This is a genomic window from Amycolatopsis roodepoortensis (assembly GCF_014873915.1).
GTDB classification, from domain to species: domain Bacteria; phylum Actinomycetota; class Actinomycetes; order Mycobacteriales; family Pseudonocardiaceae; genus Amycolatopsis; species Amycolatopsis roodepoortensis.
The window spans coordinates 306,074-319,594 of record NZ_JADBEJ010000001.1; the positions used below are offsets into that span (position 1 = coordinate 306,074).

The window sequence follows — 13,521 nt, forward strand, 5'->3', positions numbered from 1 at the left end:
GAGACGCGCTGCCGGACTCTGCTGTCGCGCCGGACTTCGGACCGGACACCGGCGTAGGCGCGCGCGGGATCTGTACCGCGCACGCGTCCAAGACGCGTTGGTGCGCTACCCGTCGCGTGTCCGGGTAGTCGTGAGGCGTGTCCGTGTCGGTTAGAAGGGTGGGGTGTCGTCGTCGGGTTGGGGTCGTGGGTCGTGGAGTGGTTCGGGTGTGGTGGTGTAGGTGTGGCCGGTGGGGGTGGTGATGGTCATGCCGCCGTTGCTGGTGGGGGTGGTGGTCCAGCCGGGTTCTTCTTTGAGGTGGTTGTGGATGGTGCAGGCGGCGTGGCAGTTGTGGTGGTCGGTGTTGCCGTGACGGGCCCAGGTGGTGATGTGGTCGATCTCGGAGAACTCCGCCGGCCGATGGCAGCCGGGGTGGGTGCATTCCCGGTCGCGGGCTTTGATCAACCTGGCCAGTGACGCCGGGGACCGGTAAGTACCGGGACTGGCTTCGAGGAGTTGCCCGGTGAACGGGTCGGTGATCAACCGCGACCATGTCGAGTCCGGGTCGGCGGCGATCTCGCGCACGAGCCACCCGGGAACCGGTCCGTAGCCGGCGAGAGTCGCGGGATCTTCCCGGGCGCCGATCAGGGTCAGCAAGTCGACATAGACATGGACATGCGCCCGCGGCGTCCCATGGCCATCCTCAGCCAGCAACCGCTCGGCGAAGATGTCCGCCCGGTGCTGATCCAACGTCCGGGACTGGTCGGTCCGGCGGCGTTTCTTCGCCGCCTGGCTCAGTGACGCGTAAATCGAACTCGCCACCTCGGCCGGGAGCCAGCCCGACAGCTTCGACATGGTCTCGTCCTCGTGCTCCAACGCCACATGCCGCAACGCACGCTTCTTCACGGCGCGGTCCCGGTAGCCGTCCGGGTCGAACTTCTGCACCGCGTGATCCACCGATCTCCGGATCGCGGCCGGGTCACGCCCGGCCAGACGTGTGGCCATCCACGCGTCCACCTGGGCGGCGACCTCATCCGACACCTCCCGGGTCAGCTGGGACACCTTCGACGCCTTGAACAGATCGATATCACCGTTCTCCAACGCCGCCAACGTATTCGGCAACCGCGACACCAACGCACACGACGTCTCCACCAACAGGAACGCCTGATTACGAGAGACCGAGAAGACCAGCGCGACCTCCTCGGTCACCGATCTTCGCGAACCACCCACCCCAGCGAAACCCGCTATCGAACGCACCTGCCGCCCCTGCGCACGACGAAGCACAACCTCCTCATCAAACGCGGCATCAAGAAGACGAGCAGCTTTCGGATTAAAAGCAAAAGAAGTGGTCATGACCAAGATCATACTCGAACACCAGTTCGACCGCCACTGGATCGATAGGTTCGAGGAAAGTGTCCGAGATTAGGTTTGCGGCCACCGATGAGAAGCTGCAAAGGGGCAGATGGACAGGTCGGCCTGACTTGGCAATCAGTGGCGACGCATTCCGAACCACCTGAAAAGCACAGACTTCGGATCGGCTCACCCCGTTGCTGTGCTGCTTCGCGAGAAGACCGTGTGCAACAAAGAGACCTAATCCCGCGTTCCCTCATACAGAACTGCGCATCCCTCGACAAAGCAAAGGCGGGAAGTCACCCCACCACAGGAACAGCCTCCGAAACAGCCCGCACGAGTTCCTCGACCCCCCGCCCCCACCGGGACACGATGACGAGATCCCGACTCGGGTCGACCCACAACATGTGCTGATCGGCATTACCACGTGCGGCACGACCGGTCGACGGCGTGGACGGGAACGGGTTGAGCCACCAGAGATAGCCGTAGTCCGGCTTCAGCGGACAGGGCGTCCAACTGCGCTCGATCCAGCTTTCGCTGAGCAATCCGTCGCGGGGACAGAGCAGGGCGAGATCGGCGGCGGAGATCCACAGCCCGCCTCCCCAATGGGCACCACCGCTGACCACCGGCACGGTCTCGTCGCCGATGGTGGTCAGCGAGTTCCGGTAGCCGTGCCAGGACCACGTATCGGACGCGCCGAGCGGGCCGAGGACGTGTTCGTCCAGCACCGAAGGCAAGGAACGTGCGAAAAGATGCGTGAGGGCCAGGCAAAGGAGGTTGACGCGAACGTCGTTGTACTCCCAGGCCGAGCCCGGCGTGCCGTCGCGGCGAGGGCCGTCCAGCCACGACGGTTTGCCCCAGAGGTACCCGTTCCATTCGCTGGTCTGCTGCAGCAGGTGATGCCAGGTGACCGAGGTCCCGGCCAGCTCCGGCAGGTCGACAGTGTCCGCCACAGGCCGGTGCGGGTCGGGGAGCAGGCCCTGATCGAACGCGACCCCGGCGACGATCGACACGACACTCTTCGTGACGCTGAAGGCCATTTCCGGCGTCTCGGGGTCACCCCACGCGGCGATGCGCTCGCCGCGGTGAAGGATCACCCCGCTGGCTCCGGACGCCGGCAGCAGCGGCCCCAGCACCTCACGATGCGAACGTTCCTTCACCTGGCTCGCCAGATACGCGTTCATGTCGCCGATCCCCGGCGTGACGCGCTCGGCCTGCGCCGCCGCGGCGGCGTGGACAGCGGGCAGATCCAGTGCCATGACCCGAGATTAGTCCTCCACGGGCTTCGTCCAAGCCACCTGCACCAGCCCCGTCCCATGCCGCCGCGACACCAGCACACCCCGCCCCGCGGGCTGAGGCCCGGGCTTCACCTCCCCGAGCAGCGCCCCTTCGTCCCGCGACCCGGACATCACGAGACCGGGGGAGCCCAGCTCCCGGATCCGTTGCAGCACAGGCTCGAACAGCGAACGCCCGGCACCGCCGCTGCCGCGCGCGATGACGAGGTGGAGCCCGATGTCCCGCGCCTGCGGCAGGAATTCCAGCAGCGGCTGCAACGGATTGCGGCCAACGGTGGCGACCATTTCGTAGTCGTCGACGAGGACGAACAGTTCCGGCCCCCGCCACCAAGACCGGTTCCGCAGCTGGTCCGGCGTGACGTCCGCGCCGGGGAGCCGGTTCCGCATGGCCTGCTGACATTGGTCGATCAGCCCGGTCAGCACGGTTTCGGAGCCCGCGTAGCCGAGCAGATGCGAATCCGGCACCGCGCCCAGCATCCCTCGCCGATAATCGGCGACGACGATCGCGGCCTCTTCCGCCGAGTACTTCGACACGATGCCTTGCGCGATCGCGCGCAGCAGCGAGCTCTTGCCCGACTCCACGTCACCGAAGGCCAGGAAGTGCGGTTCGGTGGCGAAATCGAGATACACCGGCCGCAGGTTCGATTCCGCGATGCCGAGCGTGATCTGCTTGCGCGGCCCGGCTTCCAACGAGTCCAGCGGGACCTCGGGAGGCAGCAGCCGGACCTGCGGCGCCGCCGCACCCTTCCACGCCGCCGAAATCCGGCGGTTCAGGTCCAGGCCACCGGCGCCGATGGTGTCCGGGCGCTGGTCCGAGTCGATCCGCGGCAGCGCCGCGAGAAAGTGGAGCTTGTCCGCCGTCAGCCCTCGGCCCGGCCTGTCCGCGGGGACGTTCTGCGCGATCTTGCGGTCGATCAGCGAGTCCGCCGGTTCACCGAGCCGCAGTTCGAACTTCGTGCCGATGGCGTCGCGCAACGTCGCCCGCATGCCCATCCATTGGTTGATCGAGACGACGACGTGGATGCCGAAACCGAGCCCGCGCGAGGCAAGGCTGGTGATCTGTTCCTCCAGCTGCTCGTATTCCTGGCGGATCGTGGTCCAGTTGTCCACGAACAGGAAGACGTCGCCGAACTCGCGGCCTTCCGTGCTCTCCCGGAATTCCGAACGTCGCTGGCGGAACGTCGTGATCGATTCGATCCCGTTGGCGGAGAAGAACTCCTCGCGCTGTTCGAGCAGCGTCGTCAGTTCCGCCACCACCCGGCGGCAGCGCTGGGCGTCGCGCCGGGTCGCGTAGCCGGACACGTGGGGCAGCCCGGCGATCGGCGCCAGCGCGCCACCACCCATGTCCAGCACGAACAGCTGGACCTCTTCCGGCGTATGGGTGAGCGCGAGCATCGCGGCGATGTCCCGCATCAGGGTGCTCTTGCCGCTCTGCGGCGCCCCGACGATCAGCGCGTGCCCGGCGGCACCGGAGAAATCGGCCCACAACATGTCGCGCCGTTGTTCGAAGGGCTTGTCCACCAGCGCGACCGGGATCATCAGCTTGCCGTTCCCGCCCCAGCCGAGCGGGCACAGGCCGCGTTCGGGGTCTTCACCGAGCGGCGGCAGCAGCTGGTCCAGGGTGGGCGGTTCGGCGAGCGGCGGAAGCCAGATCTGGTGCGCTTCCGGGCCTTTGCCTTCGATCCGCGAGATCATCGCGCCGATGATCGTCTCGCCGGTGCCCTTCTCGACCGGTTCCTCGGCTTCGACGGTCACCGGGATCTCCACCGGCGCCAGCGTGAACGGCATCAGCCCGAGACTCTGCCCGTCCTTGCGCACGATCTTGCTGCGCGGCGGCAGTTCCCCCGAGACGTACGCGGCCTTGAGCCGGATGAGGGTGTCGTTGTCGGACTTCAGATACGCCGAACCCGGCACCGGCGGCAGCTGGTAGGCGTCGGCGACACCGAGCACCGCACGGCTTTCCGACGCGGAGAACGTCCGCAGGCCGATCCGGTAGGACAGGTGCGAATCCAGCCCGCGCAGCCGTCCTTCCTCCAGCCGCTGCGAAGCCAGCAGCAGGTGGATCCCGAGGCTCCGGCCCAGCCGCCCGATCGCGACGAACAGGTCGATGAACTCCGGCCGCGAGGACAACAGCTCGCTGAATTCGTCGATGATCACCAGCAGCGACGGCAACGGCCGCAGGTTGGCGCCCGATTCCCTGGCCTTTTCGTAGTCCCGCACCGACGCGTAGTTCCCGGCCGCGTGCAGGAGTTCCTGACGTCGCAGCAGTTCGCCGTTCAGCGCGTCCGCCATGCGGTCGACCAGCGCGAGATCGTCGGACAGATTGGTGATGACGGCACAGGTGTGCGGTAGCCCGGTCATCCCGGCGAATGTCGCGCCACCCTTGAAGTCGATCAGCGCGAGGTTCAGCTTTTCCGACGAATGGGTGACGGCGAGCGCGGTGACCAGCGTCCGCAACAGCTCGCTCTTGCCGGATCCGGTCGCGCCGATGACCAGCCCGTGCGGCCCCATCCCGCCTTCGGCCGATTCCTTCAGGTCGAGTTCGACCGGCCTGCCCTCGGGGTTCACGCCCAGCGGGATGCGCAGCCGGTCCCGCGCGGATCGCGGTGCCCAGGTGACCTCGGTATCGGTGTCGCGCGGATCGCCGATGCCCAGCAGCCCGGCCAGCCCGAACGTCGCCGACATCGGCGCCTCGCTGACCACCGCCGCGCCCTGGAACAGCGGCGTCAGCATGCGGGACAGCGCCTCGGCGGCCCCGCGGTCCAAGGTGTCCGGCTTGCCGAGGAAGCCGAGCCGTTGCTCGGTCCCGTCGCCGACGACCATCCCGAGCTGCTCCGGGCTCATGTGCAGGCTCAGCAGCCGTTCCGACGAGACCGCCCGTGGCTGCTCCGTGCCGATCTCGATCACGGTGACACCGAGCTTGCCCTCTTCGGCGACGAGCCGCGTGTCGCCGTGGGTGTGCCCGCCGTCCACGATCACGACGATATGCGGCAGGTCCAGCCGGGCGTCCGGCCGCCGGGTGAACGCGGGCCGGTCGCCGAGGTCGGGGCCGAGGAGTTCGGCGAGCTTCCCGGCACCGGAGTCGACCAGCCGCCGCGGGCCGGCGGCGTCGGCGGCGGTGGAGGCGACGTGCGGCAGCCACTTCGCCCATTCCCAGTCGTGCAGCCGATCGTCCTTGACGCACAACGCGATCCGCAGGTCGCCGGGCGCGTGGAAGGTGGCGAGCTGGGTCAGCAGCGCACGCGCGGTCCCGAGCGTGTCCGGGCGCCGGCCGGACAGACTGACCTGCGCGAACGACCGGAGCGAGACCGCGACCGGGAGCCCGTCGACCGTCGAATAGGTGCGGATGAAGTGCTTGAGGTTCGTCGAGCACACCGGGTCGAGGTCTTCCAGCGGGACGGTCTGCGGCGCCTTCAGCGGGGTCGCCAGCCGCTGCGGCCCCGTCCCGATCCGCACCTGCCCGAACTGCGCGTCGGACCGCCGCCGATCCCACAGCCTGCCCGTCTCGACGCAGGCCCACAGATCCGCCGGATCGGGTTGCAGCGCCGTCATCGCCGCGCGCTGGTTGTCCGCGATGTCCCGGACCTGGCCGCGCAACCCGGTCAGATACCGCTGGTAGTCCCGGCGTTCCTCGTTGATCTGCGCCTTCTTCTGCGCGCCGCCGCGGCCGAGCGACATCACCACCATGCCCGCCATCGCGGTGAGGAACAACGCGCCGAAGATGTAGGTCATCACGCCGCCGTCGCGTCCGATGTAGACGAACGACATGGCGCCCATGCCCAGCATCATCGGCATGAACATCAGCAGCTGCATGGCTCCGCCGGAGGAGCCCTTCGGCAGCATCGGCGGGGACTGCAGGACGATCTCACCGGGCTGCTCGCCCAGGGCCGGCAGGCGGTCGCGAGTGGCGCTCATCAGGGTCTTTCTGGCCGCTTGTGGGTAATCCTGCCGATCATTCTGGCCACTCGTGCCGCCGTTGCGGTGGGTACTTTTGCCGTCCGCTCACGTCTGGTGGCGAACTTACGCTGCTGGTCAACGCAGACGTGGGGGAACGAGAAAAGGAGAGCCATGGTCGGCACGGGCGAGTACCGGGCGGAGCCCGAGGCCATGCGCTCGGCGGTCGGGAACCTGGGCGGCATCATCATGCAGGGCATCAACGTCGTCGCCGACCTCGAACGCACCGTCCTCCAGCCGATGTCGTTCGCCACGTTCGGCAGCGCGGTGGCGGCGGCCAACACCGCCATGCAGAGCCAGCAGGTGGTCGCGGTCCGGACGCTCCTGCAACTGCTGCAGCAGATCAACGGCTTCATCAAGAGCAGTGCCGACGCCTACCAGGCCGCGGACGAGGCGGTCGCGGGCGGTTACGGCGGCCGTCCCGGCGGCGGCGCGGGTTCGACGTCGTCGTCGATCTGGGGCAACTCGCACGCCTCCGAACTGGCCACCCTGGCCATCAACGACAGCGCCGGCGGACAGGGCGAGCCGTCGTCGGTCGGCAACGTGCTGCGCTACCTGGGAGACGCGCGGCTGGGTCAGCTCGGCGACCACCCGATCACCGACACGCGGTTCCACGGTGTCTCGGATTTCAACGACTGGCTGGCCGGTGACGCCGACAACCAGGCGCGGGTCGGGGTCATCGAGGTCTACGCCGGTACGGCGCGCAATTTCGGCGACGTGCCGGGCGGGGTGCACAGCGGCGACGTCGTCGTGGTCGAACCGCTCCTGTTCTCCGACCGCGAGCCGGTCATCGCCATCGCCGGAGAGGGCGGGCTGCTCTACAACCACGGAATCGTCGACGCGGACATCAACGGCCTGGCGAAGGTCAGTGTCTACCGCCCGGCTTCCGTCTGACTTCCGGCCTGAGGAGCGACCATGCTGACCTACCCCAATTCCAGCGCGATGGACGCCACGGCGTCCTCGGGCGGGCCGATCACGATCCTGCCGCAGATCCTCACCGGCCAGCCGGAGCAGATCGCGAAGCACGTCCTCGAAGTGCTCAAGAAGGCCAACGAGTTCCTCACCATGTACAACGAGGTGACGAAGGCCGCCGAGCAGCTGGGCAAGATCTGGTCCGGTGCCGCGTCGGACTCCGCGTTGAAGAAGATCACCGACTCCCTGAACTCGCTGACCAAGATCATCCAGGTCGTGCAGAAGGGCGCCGAGCTGCTCGGTATCGCCGGGACGCTGATCAAGACCGCGCAGACCGCGTACAAGGCGGTGGTCTCGGCGGTGAACCCGACGGTCGCGGGACTGATGTCGAATCCGTGGACCTACGGGGCCGCGGTCGCGCTTTCCACCGCCACCAGTGCTTCGCTGCGCGCGTTCATCACCGCGATCGGCGCGCTGCTGAAGGCGCTCGGCGTGGTCGACCTCGCCAACCAGATCACCCAGATCGCCACCATCATCGGCGAGGTCCAGAAACTGTTCGGGCACAACGACGCGGGGGACAACGGCGCGGCGGGCAACTCGGCGGTCTCGGGTACCCCGGTCACCAATCCGCAGGCGCCGGGTTCGGTCGCCAGCGGTTCGGGGCAGGCGGCCATCGGCGGTTCCGGTGGCGGTGGTTCCACGCCGGGCGAGACGCCGCCGTTCACCCAGTACCGGCCGCCGGCCTTGGGCGGCAACGGTTCCCAGGGCAACTGGCCCGGCGGTGCCGACGCGTGGATCCCGGTGGACAGACCCTCGGGCGGCGGCGCGGGTTCCTCCGGAGGCTCCCTGCCGGGCGTGGGCAACGGGAACACGGTCACCATCGCCACCGACCTGAGCACCGGCAAGTCCACCGTGCAGGCACCGGGCGGGCAGGACATCGATATCGACATCGACATGAACTACGGCGGAAAGCACTTCGAGCAGCACATCGATATCGATGCGGGTGCTGACTCACCGGCGAAGGGCAGGTAGCCGTGTGGGGGAGCGGTGTGGTCGACGCTTCGGGCGTCGTCAGTTCGATCCTGTCGAACTACCGGCGGCTCGTGGTCGAGTACCAGCGGCGGGTCACCGGTGATCCTTCGGCGCTGACCGCGGCGGGCCAGCGGTGCGGCGACCGGGCATCGACGGTTTCCGGCCGGGCGGACGAGATCGGCAAGGCGGCGAAGGCGCTCAACGCGTCTTGGGAGGGCGACGCCTACACGGCGTACTCCATCTCCGCTGCGAAACTGAGCCAGGAACTCGGTGAGCTCGGCGCGAAACTGAGCGACCAGTCGAACCGGCTGCGGGCGGGCGCGCAGGCCCTGCAGGGCGCGAAGTCCTGTGTGGACTCGATCCTCGCCCAGTTCGACCAGTACGCCGCGCAGCTCATCAGCCAGGCGCGGACGGCGAACGCGAACGCGGTCGACGCGTTCATCTCCGCCGCCCGGCAGCTCGGCGAACGCGCCGCGCAGGCGGCGCAGGAGATCGCCGACGAGCTGAGCGAAGAACTCGCGCGGCTGTTCCCACCGGAGGGCACTGGCCGGATCGAGCACGAGCTCGGCAAATGGGGCCGCGGCCCGCTGTACTGGCTCAACGGCGAAACGCTCGACGGCCGCAAACGTCCGCGCTCGCATCCTTCGTGGTTCGGCAATTCCGGCTGGAAGAAGCTCACCTGGGACGGTCTGGAAGGCACGCGTGCCCCGCGCGCGGCCGACACCCCGTTCGGCAGGCCGAAGCCGGAGAGCCTCGGCGAAAAGGCCTGGGGCAACACCGAGATCACCTACGCCAAGTGGAAGCAGGAACAGGACGGCTTCACCCCGGGCTGGGACGCCAAGATCTCTTCGCAGGGCTGGGACGTCAAGGCTTCCGGGCACGCGGAATTGGCCGCCTTCAAGGAAGAACTCGAACGCAAGGGCGAATGGGGCGTCGCCTCGGGCAGCGCCAAGGGAACCGCGTTCGTCGGCGGTGAGGTGAACGGATCGCTGCAGGCGGGCGCGCACGGGGTCGGTGTGCACGCCAACGCCTTCGTGGGCGGCAAGATCGAAGGCGAGCTCGCGGCGGACGTGGCCGGGATCGGCGTCGGTGCGAGCGGCACTCTCCAATATGGACTCGGCGCGCAGCTCGACGGCCAGGCCGTCTACGACGCCGGGCATATCAAGGTCAACTTCAAGGCGGGTCTCGCGCTCGGCCTCGGTGCCGGGATCGGCGCGAAGATCGACATCGATCTGCCGAAGATCGCGGACACCGTCGGCGAGTACGGCGGCGCGGCCGTCGACGCGGTCAGCGGCGCGGCGGGCCAGGCGGCGGACGCCGTCGGCGAGGCGTGGGACGACGCGATCACCTACGTGGGCACGTGGTGACGGGGATGAGCGAAGCGATGACGCAGGACCGGGTCTCCCTCCCGCTCGGGTTCGACATCCCCGAGGGCTGGGTGCCGGTCGAGCCGGCGTCCGTCGGTGCCGAAGGCGCGGTTTTCGTGGCGGTGCGCTCCGGGACGTACGCGGAGTTCACCCCGAACATCACCCTGAGCATCGGGCAACGGCCCGACCAGGCGGAGATCACCGATATCGCCGACGAGTCCGTCGAGCGCCTCGGCCGGACCATGGCCGCGCTCGAAGTGGTGCGGCGCAAGGTGATCGGCACCGGGATCGCGCCGGGGGTGACGCAGGTGCTGCGCGTCCGCACCGGCGAAGGGCAGGATCTCGTGCAGACGCAGGTGCTGCTGACCGTGCCGGGGGCGACCCCGGCCGAGCGGCTGATCCTCGAAATCGCCTGTACCGCAACGCCCGAGGCGGCCCGTGGCCTCGGCGACGACTTCCGGCGGTTCGTGGGCAGTGTCCACGTCCGGCGGGATTTCACCGCAGATGAAGGAGAAGACTCGTGACCACCGACCCCTACGCCATGCCGGACATGGACGAGTTGCTGGACCAGGTCCGCAAGCAGACCGAAGAGGTGCAGCGCATCCAGCGTTCGGTCGAGGCGATGGAGGTCAAGGCGCACTCGCGGCAGAACGAGGTCACCGTCGTGCTGCGCGGCGACGGCCGGTTCACCTCGATCGACATCGACCCGCGCGCGGTGCGGCAGTACGACGCGCGCAACCTCTCGGAGATCGTGCTGGAGGCGGTCAACAACGGGCTGCAGAAACTGGCCGAGGCCAGCAGCGCCAAATTCGCCCCGGTCATCGAGTCCGCCAAGTCGATCGAAGCATGACGGCCGCGATCGCGGGTTCCACCCGGCGCGTCACGGTGGTGACACCGAGGGCGCGCGTCGACGTGGCGCTGCCGCAGCAGAGCACGTTCGCCGAACTCGTCCCGCAGCTCGTGCGGCTCGCGGGCGCTTCGGGGCAGGCGTCGGCCGAGCATCCGGGCTGGGTGCTGTCGCGGCTCGGCGGCGCTCCGCTCGCGCTCGGGCTCACGGTCGCCGCGGCGCAGGTGCGCGACGGCGAAGTCCTCCATCTGACCCCGCGGGAACGCCCGCGGGGTCCGCTGCTGTTCGACGACGTCGTCGACTCGATCGCCAGCGTCGCCGAGTCGGGCACCGGACGGTGGGGGCCGTCGGTGGCGCGCAAGGCCGGCATCGTCGCGTCCGTGGTGCTGCTGCTCGCCGGTGGGCTGCTGGTGCAGGCCGCGGCGTCCGGCAGCGTGCTGGCGCCGATCGGGACCGGGCTGCTCGCGCTCGTGCTGGTGCTGGGCGGTGGCGCGCTGAGCCGCGCGTACGGCGACGCGGAGGCCGGTGCCGCCGGTGCGCTCGCCGGGGTCGGCGCGGCCTTGCTGGCGGGGATGTCGATCCTGCCGCCGCATCCGCTGTTCTCGCTGTCGGCCGGGCCGCTGGCCGCCGGGCTCGCGGTGGTGACCGTCTATGGCGTGATCGCGGCCGTTTCGGTGGCGGACCGGCTGCCGTGGTTCGTCGCGGTGACGGTGTCGGCCGGGCTCGGCGCGATCACCACCGCCATCGTCCTGCTGGCCGACGTCCGCCCGGTTTCGGCGGCCGCGGTGGTCGCGGTGGTGGCGACGGCGCTGGCCGCGGTCGCGCCGATGATGGCGCTGCGGCTCGGCAGGCTGCCGCTGCCGCGGGTGCCCGACGACATGGACGCGTTCCGTGCCGACGAGAACCCATCGCTCGGCGAGGACATGGTCGGGGGCACGACGTACGCGCAGGCGTTGCTGACCGGACTGCTCGTCGCGCTCGGCCTCGTCGTGGTTTCGGCGTCGGTGGTCCTGTCTTCGTCCGGCGGGGCTTGGGAAGCGGGCTTGAGCGCACTGCTGGGGCTGGCGCTGATGTTGCGCTCGCGCGCCTTCGCCGGGCGTTCGCAGCGGGTGGTGCTCATCGGTTTCGGCGCGGCGGCCCTGGCGGCGGCCGCGTTCTGGCTCGCCGCGAGCGGGCCGCGTTCGTTCGTCTTCGCCGCGGGATGCGCCGTCGTCGTCGCGGCGGGCGTCTGTCTCACCTACGCGACGCGTGTCGCGAAGGGACGTCGTTCTCCTTACTGGGCAAGGACTCTCGATATCGTCGAGTTCCTCGTGCTGCTCTCGCTGATCCCCTTCGTCGGCATGATCGCCGGCGTCTACGAGGCCGTGCGAGGCTGATCTCTCCCGCATTTCGTGCGGTGATGTCGCGAAAGCCACTTTCGCGACGTCTGATGTCCCGAAAGTGGCTTTCGCGACGTCCAGGCGGATGCGGTACTTGCTTCGTGCAACCACCGCATTCAGAGGACGAAACGCATAACGTCCGTGAAGGACTCCTTCCCTACCCTCAGAGAAGAAAGGAGTCCTCCACGGACCGTCCCCTCAGTTCTCCAGCGCCAGCGGCAGGGTCCGCCGGACCGCCGCCGCGTGCCGTCCGTGCAGCGGGGTGACCGCGATCCCGGACGGCCGCACCGGTTCCGCTCCCGGCCGTCCGCCCACCCGGATGGTCACCTCGGACTTCTCGCGTCCGCCAGGCGACCGGTACAGCGTGTACGAAGTCGCGGTGAACGCCGAGCCGGGCACGTGAAGATCCAGTGTCCGCGCGAGATCCCGCTCCGACCGGGGCCGGTAGCAGACCTGCGACGCCCCGCCCCAATCCCACGAACGCCAGCCGTCCACCGGCGCGTCCTGGCCGCTGCCGAGCGCGACGCGCAGGTTCTCCGTCACCTCGCCGGCTTCGAGCACGGTGCTCTCGAACCCGGCTTCGGCCAGCGCGCCCATCAGGCGTAGCGCCGCGCAGGCGGTGCTCCGCAACGCGCCGAGCTCTCCGCCGCCCCTGGCGAGCGCGGCGATCGGCGCGTCCTCGGGCCGGTACCGGACGGTGAGCCAGCGGACCCGCAGCAAGGACTGTCCATTAGGGACGGTCCAGGTCAGCATTTGCGCGCTGGACAAAGGGATTCCGGTGCTGGTGTACGCCTCACGCAGGATGCCGACGAGCGTGTCCGGCGACGGTGCCACGGTGCCGGGGGTGAGCCGCACGATGGCGCTCCACCCGTCGCTCACCTCGGCGACGCCGAACCGGTTGCCCGCGCGGTCGACGTGCTGACGCACCCGGACGGGACCGGCGAGCCGGTGCAGCGGATCGGGGACTTCGTGCTTGTCACCGCGCTTCAACCGGTAAACGACCCAGGTGAGCGCCCAGCCCGCGGCGTGGCGTCCGGCGAAGCGGACCGAAGTCGTCAGCACGAGGACTCCGGCGACGGCGACGATACTGATCCACGCCGCCTGAGGGATCCCATCGACGGTCAAGGCCAGCAGGATCGCGATCCCGGCGATCTCCCAGAGCGCCGCCTGCAGCGGGCGGATCGGCAGCAGCCAGGGCAGCGGCGCCGCGCCCGCGACCCCGCGCGCGGGCGCCTGTTCCGGGACCGGGCGGGCCGGGGCGTCAACCGACAAGGAATTCCCCTCCTCCGTGCACGCGCACGACGGTAGCCCCGCCCCGCGCGGGGAGGGGCGTAAAAAATACCCTCACCGCGAACCTGGCCGGAACCTAACGTGAGCACCCTCGAACGGGTGGGCAAGAGCGGCGG

At 69.2% G+C, this 13,521-nt stretch carries 10 protein-coding genes; 6 read left to right on the forward strand and 4 right to left on the reverse strand.

The window, feature by feature from the left end; genetic code table 11:
* Positions 1-150: 150 nt before the first annotated feature.
* The 3 genes from H4W30_RS01505 to eccCa all read right to left on the reverse strand — a co-directional run bounded on the left by H4W30_RS01505 (position 151) and on the right by eccCa (position 6,539).
* A complete protein-coding gene (locus H4W30_RS01505; RefSeq protein WP_378233845.1) occupies positions 151-1,188 on the reverse strand; it encodes an HNH endonuclease signature motif containing protein in 1,038 nt (345 codons plus the stop codon).
* Positions 1,189-1,628: 440 nt separating this feature from the next.
* On the reverse strand, positions 1,629-2,588 hold the full coding sequence (locus H4W30_RS01510; protein ID WP_225948716.1) for a serine hydrolase domain-containing protein: 960 nt from the start codon (positions 2,586-2,588) through the stop codon (positions 1,629-1,631).
* Positions 2,589-2,597: 9 nt separating this feature from the next.
* Positions 2,598-6,539 (reverse strand): type VII secretion protein EccCa, encoded by a 3,942-nt coding sequence (gene eccCa / locus H4W30_RS01515; protein WP_192741124.1) that lies wholly within the window; start codon positions 6,537-6,539, stop codon positions 2,598-2,600.
* Between the two features lie 153 nt (positions 6,540-6,692).
* On the opposite strand from eccCa, the gene H4W30_RS01520 reads away from it, so the two are divergent.
* Genes H4W30_RS01520 through eccD form a run of 6 tightly spaced genes read left to right on the forward strand, consistent with a single transcriptional unit; the run spans position 6,693 to position 12,112 of the window.
* Positions 6,693-7,472 (forward strand): WXG100 family type VII secretion target, encoded by a 780-nt coding sequence (locus H4W30_RS01520; RefSeq protein WP_192741125.1) that lies wholly within the window; start codon positions 6,693-6,695, stop codon positions 7,470-7,472.
* Positions 7,473-7,493: 21 nt separating this feature from the next.
* Complete coding sequence (locus tag H4W30_RS01525; RefSeq protein ID WP_192741126.1) at positions 7,494-8,522, forward strand: hypothetical protein; 1,029 nt, start codon at positions 7,494-7,496, stop codon at positions 8,520-8,522.
* Between the two features lie 17 nt (positions 8,523-8,539).
* The gene (locus H4W30_RS01530) at positions 8,540-9,889 is read left to right on the forward strand and encodes a WXG100 family type VII secretion target (RefSeq protein ID WP_192741127.1); all 1,350 of its coding nucleotides are present in this window, start codon (positions 8,540-8,542) and stop codon (positions 9,887-9,889) included.
* Between the two features lie 5 nt (positions 9,890-9,894).
* Positions 9,895-10,413 (forward strand): hypothetical protein, encoded by a 519-nt coding sequence (locus H4W30_RS01535; RefSeq protein ID WP_192741128.1) that lies wholly within the window; start codon positions 9,895-9,897, stop codon positions 10,411-10,413.
* Positions 10,410-10,739 (forward strand): YbaB/EbfC family nucleoid-associated protein, encoded by a 330-nt coding sequence (locus H4W30_RS01540; protein WP_016336001.1) that lies wholly within the window; start codon positions 10,410-10,412, stop codon positions 10,737-10,739. Before H4W30_RS01535 ends, H4W30_RS01540 begins: the two co-directional genes overlap by 4 nt.
* Entirely contained in the window at positions 10,736-12,112 is a 1,377-nt protein-coding gene (gene eccD, locus H4W30_RS01545; protein WP_192741129.1) for a type VII secretion integral membrane protein EccD, read from the forward strand. The genes H4W30_RS01540 and eccD overlap by 4 nt, the downstream gene beginning before the upstream one ends.
* Positions 12,113-12,313: 201 nt before the next feature.
* On the opposite strand, the gene H4W30_RS01550 is transcribed toward eccD, so the two are convergent.
* Positions 12,314-13,387, reverse strand: a complete 1,074-nt coding sequence (locus tag H4W30_RS01550; RefSeq protein WP_192741130.1) for a type VII secretion protein EccE — start codon at positions 13,385-13,387, stop codon at positions 12,314-12,316.
* Positions 13,388-13,521: the final 134 nt, after the last annotated feature.

What these genes read in the sequence shown, in the direction of transcription:
- H4W30_RS01510 (WP_225948716.1), bottom strand. Translation starts at nt 2,588, where the DNA reads ATGGCACTGGATCTGCCCGCTGTCCACGCCGCCGCGGCGGCGCAGGCC.
- eccCa (WP_192741124.1), bottom strand. Translation starts at nt 6,539, where the DNA reads ATGAGCGCCACTCGCGACCGCCTGCCGGCCCTGGGCGAGCAGCCCGGT.
- H4W30_RS01520 (WP_192741125.1), top strand. Translation starts at nt 6,693, where the DNA reads ATGGTCGGCACGGGCGAGTACCGGGCGGAGCCCGAGGCCATGCGCTCG.
- H4W30_RS01525 (WP_192741126.1), top strand. Translation starts at nt 7,494, where the DNA reads ATGCTGACCTACCCCAATTCCAGCGCGATGGACGCCACGGCGTCCTCG.
- H4W30_RS01535 (WP_192741128.1), top strand. Translation starts at nt 9,895, where the DNA reads ATGAGCGAAGCGATGACGCAGGACCGGGTCTCCCTCCCGCTCGGGTTC.
- eccD (WP_192741129.1), top strand. Translation starts at nt 10,736, where the DNA reads ATGACGGCCGCGATCGCGGGTTCCACCCGGCGCGTCACGGTGGTGACA.